General features: G+C 56.6%; 7 protein-coding genes. 2 read left to right on the top strand and 5 right to left on the bottom strand.

The window, feature by feature from the left end:
- Positions 1-53 precede the first annotated feature (53 nt).
- From HP566_RS15250 to ptsP, 3 genes are read right to left on the bottom strand one after another with little or no spacing between them, the layout of a single operon-like run.
- On the bottom strand, positions 54-1,793 hold the full coding sequence (locus HP566_RS15250) for a PTS fructose-like transporter subunit IIB (RefSeq protein ID WP_249978132.1): 1,740 nt from the start codon (positions 1,791-1,793) through the stop codon (positions 54-56).
- Complete coding sequence (gene pfkB / locus HP566_RS15255; protein ID WP_249978133.1) at positions 1,790-2,761, bottom strand: 1-phosphofructokinase; 972 nt, start codon at positions 2,759-2,761, stop codon at positions 1,790-1,792. Before pfkB ends, HP566_RS15250 begins: the two co-directional genes overlap by 4 nt.
- On the bottom strand, positions 2,761-5,658 hold the full coding sequence (ptsP, locus tag HP566_RS15260; RefSeq protein ID WP_249978134.1) for a phosphoenolpyruvate--protein phosphotransferase: 2,898 nt from the start codon (positions 5,656-5,658) through the stop codon (positions 2,761-2,763). The genes pfkB and ptsP overlap by 1 nt, the downstream gene beginning before the upstream one ends.
- A gap of 265 nt (positions 5,659-5,923) precedes the next feature.
- On the opposite strand from ptsP, the gene cra reads away from it, so the two are divergent.
- Positions 5,924-6,898, top strand: a complete 975-nt coding sequence (cra, locus tag HP566_RS15265) for a catabolite repressor/activator (RefSeq protein ID WP_249978135.1) — start codon at positions 5,924-5,926, stop codon at positions 6,896-6,898.
- A gap of 21 nt (positions 6,899-6,919) precedes the next feature.
- Here cra and HP566_RS15270 read toward each other — a convergent pair whose 3' ends face one another.
- Both HP566_RS15270 and pyk read right to left on the bottom strand, forming a co-directional pair.
- Entirely contained in the window at positions 6,920-7,396 is a 477-nt protein-coding gene (locus HP566_RS15270; RefSeq protein ID WP_249978136.1) for a methylglyoxal synthase, read from the bottom strand.
- Between the two features lie 28 nt (positions 7,397-7,424).
- Complete coding sequence (pyk, locus tag HP566_RS15275; RefSeq protein WP_249978137.1) at positions 7,425-8,891, bottom strand: pyruvate kinase; 1,467 nt, start codon at positions 8,889-8,891, stop codon at positions 7,425-7,427.
- Between the two features lie 282 nt (positions 8,892-9,173).
- On the opposite strand from pyk, the gene gap reads away from it, so the two are divergent.
- The gene (gene gap / locus HP566_RS15280) at positions 9,174-10,178 is read left to right on the top strand and encodes a type I glyceraldehyde-3-phosphate dehydrogenase (RefSeq protein ID WP_249978138.1); all 1,005 of its coding nucleotides are present in this window, start codon (positions 9,174-9,176) and stop codon (positions 10,176-10,178) included.
- The last annotated feature ends 292 nt before the right edge of the window (positions 10,179-10,470 follow it).

The following is a 10,470-nucleotide window of genomic DNA, read 5'->3' on the forward strand; positions in this document are numbered from 1 at the left end:
GAAAATTAGCCCCAGGCAGGTAAGAGCGCCTGCCTGGGGTAGGCCAGAGCAGCTTAGCTGGCAACGGCGACGTGGGCAGCACCGCGCTTGATAAACGCGTAGCTAAGACCGGTAATCAGCGAGCCAGCCACAATAGCGCCTAAATAGAGCAGTGCAGGGGTAATGGCATTAGGGATCAGCAATACAAAAATCCCTCCATGAGGTGCCATCAGCTGGGCGCCCACGAACATGGAAAGAGCGCCTGTTACCGCACCACCAACAATACAGGCGGGAATCACACGCAGGGGATCTTTAGCGGCGAAAGGAATGGCGCCTTCACTGATAAAGCATAGCCCGAGCACGAAGGATGCCTTGCCTGCTTCCCGTTCAGGCTGGGAAAACTTGTTACGCGCCACGAAGCTTGCGATGCCCATGCCAATGGCGGGCACCATGCCGGCAGCCATAATCGCGGCCATGGGGGCGTAAGTTTGCGAGGCCAGCAGGCCCACACCAAAGGTATAGGCTGCTTTATTGACCGGGCCACCGAGATCAAAGCACATCATGGCACCCAGCAGAACACCCAAGAGTACCGCGTTGGTGGAGTCCATGGAGGCCAGGAAGCTGGTTAGCCCCGCCATAATGGCTGCTACAGGCTCGCCAATCACATAAATCATGGTGAGGCCCGTCACCAGGCTCGCCACAAACGGAATAATCAGGATGGGTTTGAGAGATTCCACACTGGAAGGCAGCTTAACGTAGCGGGTAACGGCCAGGGCAACATAACCCGCCAGGAAACCAGCCAGAATCCCACCGATAAATCCCGCCTCGATATTAGCGGCCAACATGCCGCCAATCATACCGGGAGCAATGCCAGGCCGGTCAGCAATGGAGTAGGCAATATACCCCGCCAATACAGGAATCATCAGTGCGAAGGCGGTGCCACCACCAATCTGCATAAGGGCAGCGGCCAGCGTGCCTTCCTGCTCAAAGGCATCAATACCAAACATAAACGACAGCGCAATCAGCAGGCCGCCTGCCACGACCATTGGCAGCATAAAGGAAACGCCGGTAAGCAGGTGCTTGTACACGCCTTTCTCTTTAATGCCTTTCTTTGCGGTGGTGTCGTTGCTTTGCTGGCTGCCATCCTCTTCGGTGGCTTCTGCCAGAGCGGCTTCTATCGTCGGGCGAGGCTTTTTCAGCGCGCTGCCTGTTGAGGTCCGATAAATTCGTTTACCAACGAAGCGGGAGGGGTCGACTTCAATATCGCAAGCCAGAATCACTATATCCGCTGCTGAAATCTCTTCTTCAGTCAGTTGATGTTGTGCGCCCACCGATCCCTGGGTTTCCACACGGATGGCGTGGCCCATGGTTTTGCCCGCCTCAGCAAGGGCTTCAGCTGCCATAAAGGTGTGGGCGACGCCAGTGGGGCAGGCGGTAACAGCCACGATTTTCTTACCACCCGCTGTATTACTGCTAACGGGTATAGGAGCTGTTTTGGGAGCCGTGTAAATCGGCGCTTCACGTTTTGCCTGGCTTAAAAAAGCGCTGGGGTCGGGTAGGGCGCTGGCAATGGGGGCATGGAAGACCCGCTTGTCCTCAAAGCGTTCGGGAGCGGGTATGTGGTCGGCAGCCACCACAATTAAGTCAGCGTTGGCAATCTGCTCGGCACTGGCGGCCTGTAACGGTGCAATTTCACCGTGCATTTCCACGTGTACTTTCCAGCCCTGGCGCTCGGCGGCCTGCTCCAGCCGCCTGGCAGCCAGAAATGTGGTCGCCATGCCGCTGGGGCAGGCGGTAATCAGAATAATATTCATCGCGTGGCTCCCTCGGTGGTGGTGTCATCAAGACGCCGTACCCGGGTCTGTTGTTGGAGTAAGTCAAAATCATCGGCGTGGGGGGTCCCCACGCCAATATGGCGAACGGCCTCGGCTGAGAGCGCGGTCGCGAAGCGGAGGGTGTCTGGCGGCGTTAGGTTGCTTAGCAACCCGTGTAACATGCCGGCAACAAAGGTATCGCCTGCACACACGGTATTAGTGGCGGTAACGCGTGGAGGAGTCGATTGCCAAACACCGTGGCGGCTAACCCATAGCACGCCTGCCGCCCCGGCGGAAACCAGTGCATGTTCGATACCGCTGGCGTGCAGCCGTTGCGCCGCAGCTTGTCGTTGCATTGCTGTTTCAAGTGGGCTGCCAGCCCAATCGGCCAGCTCGGTTTCGTTGGGCTTGACGGCAGTGGGTTGAGCAGTAATAGCGGTGAGCAGTGCTGGGCCACTGGTGTCTACCCAGAGTGGAGCATCGTGGCGTTTCAGCGTATCCAACAACTTGCCAAAGGCGTACTGATCGATTCCAGGGGGAAGACTGCCTGCCACCACCACTGCTTGGGGAGGTTTGTCGCGTTGAAACAGGCGGTTCAGCGTTGTTGACAGCGTGTCCAGATGAGCCGTTTCAATCGGCATGCCTGGGCCGTTGATATCGGTCACGCGACCGCTTTGTTCAGCAAGCTTGGCATTGATACGCGTATTGCCCGGCACCCGTACAAACGCATCTTCTACACCATAGCGAGGAAACGCCAGGCTAAACGGCCCATCGTTATCCTGGCCTAAAAAGCCACTCACCGTGACCTCATGCCCCAGGCTTGCCAGCACCCTTGCGACATTTACGCCTTTACCCGCAGCTTCCAGTTGAGCACTGGTGGGGCGGTTAACCTGGCCAAGCGTGAGCGTTTCAAGGTTGAAGGCTAAATCCAACGCAGGGTTTAGCGTGATACATACTATTCGAGCCATCAGCGGGCCTCCAGGGCATCGCGCACATCAACACTGGTGGCTTTGCTTAACGCAAGCTGGGCACTGGCCTGTGCTTCTGCGAGATCAAATTCACGCAGGCGGGCTTTGACCAGCGGGATTTGTCGCGCGCTGACTGAAAGCTCATCTACGCCTAAACCCACCAGCACTGGTACGGCCATCGCGTCGGATGCCAGCTCACCGCATACGCCCACCCATTTACCCTGTGCATGAGCGGCTTCTACGGTCATTTGGATGAGTCGCAGTACTGCGGGGTGCAGGCCATCCGCCTGGGCAGACAGTTCTGGGTGGCCACGGTCGATGGCCAGGGTGTATTGAGTTAAGTCGTTAGTGCCCACCGAGAAGAAATCCACCTCTTGCGCCAGGGCAGGTGCCAGCAAAGCGCTTGAAGGCACTTCGATCATTACACCCAACTGCACATCGGTGGCACGCTGTGACGGCGTAATCTCGTTAAGTAGGCGATCGTAGATAGCTTTTGCGGCGCGGAACTCCGCAATATCCTTGACCATCGGCAGCATAATACGCAGCGGCTTTGCCTTATTCTCAGCATCTGAGGTAGGCGCTGCTGCCATTAACAGTGCCCGCAACTGGGTTTCCAGTACTTCTGGTTGGGTCAGGGCCAGGCGAATACCACGCAGGCCCAGGAAGGGATTGTCTTCCTGGGGCACTGGCCAGTAGGGCAGCGGCTTGTCACCTCCCACATCCAGTGTTCGGGCGACCAGCGGGCGACCATCCAGGGCATCAATGGCTTCGCGGTATTCGTCAATTTGAGTGCTTAAATCAGGCGCACTGGCGTGCGCCATAAACAGAAACTCAGTGCGCAACAGGCCAACCCCTTCCGCGCCACGTTCCACTGCATCGGTGGCATGCGCGGTATTGCCCAGGTTAGCCGCTACTTCAACGTGGTGGCCGTCGCGGGTTTGGGCCTGCTCAAAGCGCAATTCCCAGGCATCAGCTTCACGCTGTTGTTGATCAAGCAACTGCTGTTCGGCGCGTTGCAGGCGCTCTTCGGAGGGCCGTGAGGTCACGCGGCCACGCTCGCCATCCAGAATCATCATGCTGCCGTTATGTAACGCCATGACCGTTTCGCCTGCCCCGACCACGGCGGGAATGCCCAGCGCTCGAGCCAGAATGGCACTATGGGCAGTGGCGCCGCCGCGTACGGTGAGCAGGCCTCGTACACGGGAGGTGTCCAGACGGGCAACGTCGGAAGGACCTATATCATCCATGACCAGAATATAGGGATGGTCAGGTGGTTCGGGCAGTTTCACATCACACAGAATCCCAAGTACCCGGCGGCCCACATCGCGCAGATCGGCGGCACGCTCCGCCAATAACCGGTCGGCCAGCATTTCCTGGGCATGGGCGGCTGTATCGATGGCGTCCCACCAGCTTGCTTCCGCTGAGCGGCCTTCAAGGATAGCATCAATAGCGGCTTGACGTAGCTCGGGATCGTCCAGCATCGCTTCGTGCATGGAGAGAATATCGGCCACTTCACCGCCAGGGGCGTTGTGCACCAGCGCTTGCAGTTGGGCGGCAGCCTCTTTTAGCGCCGCTTCCAAACGGCTTACTTCCTGTTCCGGGTCGGTTGCGTGCTCGGGGTATTCAAACTGTAGTGGGCGGATGACAAATACCGACGCGATGGCCAAGCCTGGTGAAGCAGGCACACCGTGGTGGGGGGTATCGGCAGCCAGAGGCCCAATGGCGGGTTTCGCCGTGCTGGTGACAGGTGTTGCATCATTACGGCCACTCGCAAAAGCGGTCACTTTCTCGCCCAGCCCGTCTTCAACGGCAGCAGCCACCGCATCCAGTGCCTGGCTTGCCTGCTCACCTTCAGCAGAAAATACCAACCATTGTCCGCGTCGAGCGCCCAGACCAATCACTTTGGTCAGGCTGGCCGCAGAGACGGTGGTAGCGCTACCTTCTTCCAGGCGTACATTGATAGCTATCGGCTGTGCGCGGGCAATTTGCACTAACTGTTTGGCCGGACGAGCGTGTAAGCCGTGTGGGTTGAGTACCCGTACTCGGCGGGTTTGGGTGCTGGCCGTTTCTCCTGCCAGGATGGCTAGCAGTTGGGCGCTGCTTTTGCCCATCAGGCTTTCACTTTCGCCGGTTTCCAGCACGGCCAACAGTTGTTCCAGCAAGGGGCGGTGCGCATTTTCGATAGCGGCCAGGCAGAACAGTGCATGTACCGGGTGGCCAGCGTACTCCAGCGTGGTGTCCGCTGGGGTGGCAATTGCCAGCGCGGGCTGCTTAACACCCTTCGACTGGCTGGCCAGCCATAATCCTTTGCCCAACCATTGGGGATGGGAGCTGGCAACGGCACTGATAAAGGCATTATCAACGCAGCCGCTCTGACGCAGGCGAGCGGCCGCAGCCAGAGCCAGCTCCTGTGGGTCGCGGGCGGGAAAGTTAACACATAGTGTGTCGGTATCCAGGCGGGCTGCCAGTGCAGGTTTGGAAAGTAGCCGGGCAACATCGACAACTGATCCTGCGCTGGCTAATTCGCTGGCCACGCCGTCGCGGTCAAGTACATGGGTAAGCTGGCGTAAAATATCCAAATGCTCGTCGTTTTGCGCAGCAATGGTCACCAGGACGTAAACGGTATTGCCGTCATGCCACTGTATGCCTTGGGGAAACTGCAATACCCGTACACCCGTGCGCTTAACATAGTGGCGGCTTTCCGGGGTGCCATGAGGAATGGCAATGGCATTGCCCAGAAAAGTGGAGGACTGGGCTTCACGGGCGTGGAGGCCTGTACGGTATTCGGCCTCCACCAGGCCAGCCTCGGTGAGTGCTGTTGCGGCGCTGTCGAGCGCAGCCTGCCAGTTTTCCGCGTGGCAGCCTAGTAGGATGTCATCTGGGCCCAGTGTCAGCATAGGTTTCTCCTTTAAACACGTTCAGGTAACGGCTCCACCCTCTATACGTTAGTCAAGAGGGGCTGTGACCAGCTGGATGAATCGTGTCACCTGTGTATAGTTGGCTATGCTGAATCGATTCACTTTTAGACACAAGGATTGTCGCTTTAGACTTTGGTCTGAAAAGGGATGGGGCTCATCAGTGGGTTTTGAACGGCTCGGCATGGAGCATAGGCAGTTTTCGTGCATAACCGGTAAACTGCTGCGGCAACTAGAGGGGGAAGGCATGACACTTGCCGACATTGCCCGGCTTGCCGGGGTATCGCGCACAACGGCGAGCTATGTAATCAATGGCCAGGCCGAACAGCGGCGCATTAGCGCAGCTACCATTGAAAAGGTGATGAGGGTGGTGCGTCAGCACCGCTACCACATTGATCCGCAGGCCGCAGCGTTGCGCCGTGGGGCCAGTAGGTTGATTGGCCTTATCGTGCCGGATTTGGAGAATATCAGTTATGCACGCCTGGCCAAGCGCCTTGAGCGTGGGGCGCGTGAGCGTGGCTATCAGCTGCTGGTAGTAAGTTCCGATGACTGTGCTGACAGTGAACGCGCGCTGGCACTGGCGTTAAGAGCGCAGCGGTGCGAGGTGTTGATTACCGCCAGTTGCCTGCCCGAAGACGATGCATTTTATGCAGATTTGGCCAATGAGGGGTGGAGCATTGTTGGCATGGACCGTGCCTTAGCGGCAAGTCGGTTTGCCAGCGTGGTTAGTAATGACCGTGAAGCGGCAAGAACCCTGACTGAATCGGTTATCGACCATCGGGTACACCGTATTGCATGGCTGGATGCCATGCCTGAACTATCGGTGAGCCGTGAACGGCGGGCGGGCTTCCTTACCGCATTGGAAGGGCGTGGCCTGGAGGCCATTACCTTTAGCGGCGAACGTTACGAGCGGAATGTAGGTGTCCAATTGGCGCAACGTGCTTTAGGTTCTGGTGACGTGGATGCATTGGTAACCGCATCCTATGCCTTGATGGAGGGCGTTTTCGATGAACTGCTGGCGCGGGGAGGCTTACCGGAAACCTTGCGGTTGGCAACCTTTGGTGACCACCGATTGCTTGATTTCCTACCTCAACCGGTGAACTCTGCCCTTCAGGATTACGACCGCATCGCTGAGCTTACTTTGCAGTGTGCCCTGGATGCCATGAGCGGCCATTATCAACGTGGGCAGCAGGTGGTGGCGCGCCACCTGCGCAGACGATAACAGCCCGGTGGGAAGCAGCCGTTACACTGTTCGGGCCTGGGCCCAGGCGTCTGCATCTGGAATCGCCATATCATAGCGTTCGTTAAGATATGGCGAGGAGAGCAGGAAGTCCGCACTGGCGGCATTGCAGGCTACCGGCACGTTCCATAGTGCCGCCAGGCGCAGCAGGGCTTTGACATCTGGGTCGTGTGGCTGTGGAGCAAATGGGTCCCAGAAGAAAATCAATACATCAAGGCGCTGTTCTGCAATCCGTGCACCGATCTGCTGGTCACCGCCTAGCGGCCCGCTCATAAGCCCTTCGACTTTAAGGCCCAGCGTATTTTTAAGTCGCCCGGACGTAGTGCCTGTGCCAATCAAGGTGTGCTGACTCAGCGTATCTTTCCAGCGTGTCGCCCACTCCAGCATCTCGGTTTTTTTGCCGTCGTGGGCAATCAGTGCAATACGCTTACGTGCCTGCAGCGTACGAACGGTTTGGCGGGGCGGGCGCGCATCGGTCATGGTATGACTCTCCGGTTCATCAATAGTCTTAGTCTGCTTCAACGGCCAGCACTTTCATGGTGTTGGTACCGCCGTGGGCGTTCATATGGTCGCCGCGGGTAAGAATGACATGCTCGCCGGGGCGTGCCAATCCGTGGGCCCGCAGCAGCTTGACCGCCTCGTTGTTAACCTCTGTAGGACTCATGTGAGTGGTATCAAAGGGGATTGATACCACACCGCGATAGAGTGCCATACGGCGCTGGGCAATCGGGCTATGGGCAAGACCCACAATGGGTAAACCAGAGCGAATTCGTGATGCAATCAGCGGCGTGTAACCTGTAGAGGTCATACAGGCGATAGCGCGTACACCTTTCAGATGGTTCGCGGCATACATAGCGGAAAGAGCGATTGTTTCATCAATGCGCTCAAAGCCTTCGTGAATGCGATGGCCGGAAGCCTGGGCGATGCGCTCACGTTCGGCACCCAGACAAACCCGGTTCATAGCCTCGATGGTTTCGACCGGGTAGTCGCCAGCAGCGGTTTCAGCGGAAAGCATGACCGCATCAGTGGCATCGAGTACCGCATTGGCAACGTCGAAAACTTCGGCACGCGTCGGCAAAGGTGATTCAATCATCGACTCCATCATTTGCGTGGCGGTAATGACTGCACGATTAAGCGAGCGGGCATGCTTGATGATGCGCTTCTGAGTACCGATCAGTGCTTCATCACCAATTTCCACACCCAGGTCACCGCGGGCAACCATCACCGCTTCAGAGGCTTCAATGATGGCATCCAGAGTTGCATCATTTGCCACTGCTTCAGCGCGCTCCAGTTTTGCTACCAAACCAATCTCTTTGCCAGCCTCTCCTAACAAGGCGCGGGCCTCCTGCATATCCGCCGCGCTCCGGGGGAAGGAGACAGCCAGGTAATCGACGCCAATCTCAACAGCTGCCTGCAGGTCCTGCTTATCTTTTTCTGTCAGCGCAGGAGCTGAAAGGCCGCCACCCTGTTTGTTAATACCCTTGTTGTTGGAAAGCTTGCCACCCACATGAACTCGCGTGTGTACTTCTTGCCCTACAATAGAGGTAACGTCCAGTACAACACGTCCATCATCCAGCAACAGGCGATCGCCAGGGATAACGTCGGTGATCAGTGCTTTATAGTCGCAGCCAACGCGCTCCGCATTGCCACTATTGGCGTCCAGCGCCATGTCGAGCACGAAGACCTGGCCGACACTTAGGTGAACAGCGCCATCCACAAAGCGGGAGATGCGAATTTTTGGCCCTTGCAGGTCACCCAAAACAGCGACACTACGGCCAAGACGTTGAGCTATTGTGCGCACGTCGTTAAGGCGGCGCCGGTGGTCGTCGACCGAACCGTGTGAGAAATTGAGCCTGACCACGTCAACGCCCGCTTTTAGCGTGGCTTCCAATACCCCGGGGCGGTCACTGGCCGGCCCAAGCGTGGCGACAATTTTGGTACGGCGTAAGGGAATGTGGGGCGATGAGAGTGTCATAGCTAATGCTCCTGATGAAAAGCGCCGATGCGCATTTTCTGTTGATACCGGGCAATCATGTCTGGCACGCGCTGTGAATTTTATTTGAATGCTTGTCCGAGCCATTAAGTGTTGGACTACGATAGCTTTTATATAGTAATTTTACTACATATCGAGTAGTTATTAGCCTTTGGGAGCGGTTATGGGAGGTTTTAATCGGTCTTTAGGCGATTAAGTACGTATTTTTAGTAATTTTTTTACTGAAAACACCATCTACGATCACTGCTTAAAAGAGGTGCCACCATGACAATAAGAGTTGCCATTAACGGCTTTGGGCGGATTGGCCGCAATGTATTGCGTGCGCTGTACGAAAACGGCTACCGGGATCGTCTCCAGGTGGTTGCGATTAATGATTTGGGCGACCCCTCGCTTAACTCACATCTACTGCGTCACGATACCGTTCACGGCTATTTCCCATTCAACGTTGAGCATGACGCTGAAAGCATTAGTGTGGACGGTGACCGGATTGCAATTTCGTCTGAGCGTGATCCTGCCAACCTTCCCTGGGCGTCGATGGACATTGACTTGGTTATGGAATGCACAGGCCTGTTCACTAAGCGCGAAGCAGCAGCCAAGCATATCGCTGCGGGTGCCAGCCGCGTCTTGATCTCGTCGCCCAGCCCGGATGCCGACGCTACGGTTGTTTACGGTGTTAATGACCATATCTTGTCTGCTGAACACAAAGTGGTATCGAATGCTTCCTGCACCACGAACTGCTTAGCGCCGGTTGCCAAGGTCTTGAATGACTCGATAGGCATTGAAAATGGTCTGATGACTACCGTGCATGCCTATACGAATGATCAGAATCTGACGGACGTGTACCACGCCGACCCGTACCGGGCGCGTAGTGCAACGCACTCAATGATTCCGACCAAAACCGGCGCAGCTGCTGCGGTGGGTATCGTGCTGCCAGAGCTGGCGGGTAAGTTTGATGGTTTGGCGGTGCGCGTACCCGTTATCAATGTGTCTTTGGTGGATTTAACCTTTACCGCAGGGCGCGAAACCTCCAAAGAGGAGGTCAACGCGATTATGGAAAAAGCGGCGGCCAACTCATCGGTATTGGCGGTCAACGCTCAGCCCCTGGTCTCCATTGATTTCAACCATGATGCACACTCGTCAACCTTCGATGCCAACCACACCCGTGTCAATGGCCGTTTGGTGAAAGTCATGGCCTGGTATGACAACGAGTGGGGTTTCTCCAACCGTATGCTGGATACTGCCATTGCCATGCAGAGCGCTGGCAAGTAACCTTTGGTTTGAGTTCTCAGGCGCAGGGATGCGCCATCGCTCCACTGGTTAGTCACGATATCCTGAAAAGCCGCGATGTATAAACTGCACCCCAAAGGCTGGGCATTAACCCAGCCTTTGGGGTGTTTGTGCATGGCGAAATATAATGAAGAGCTTAGGCTGTCAGCGACGTCACCCCATCTTCAGTAGCAGCCGGGTTTAGAGTCAGAAGTAACTTTATCGTGTTTTACCACCAGTTGCTCGGCATAGGCTGAAGGTGTCAGCCCACCAAGACTCTTCTTCGGTCTTTCTT

The sequence above is a fragment of the Vreelandella olivaria genome (assembly GCF_023507745.1).
GTDB lineage: Bacteria > Pseudomonadota > Gammaproteobacteria > Pseudomonadales > Halomonadaceae > Vreelandella > Vreelandella olivaria_A.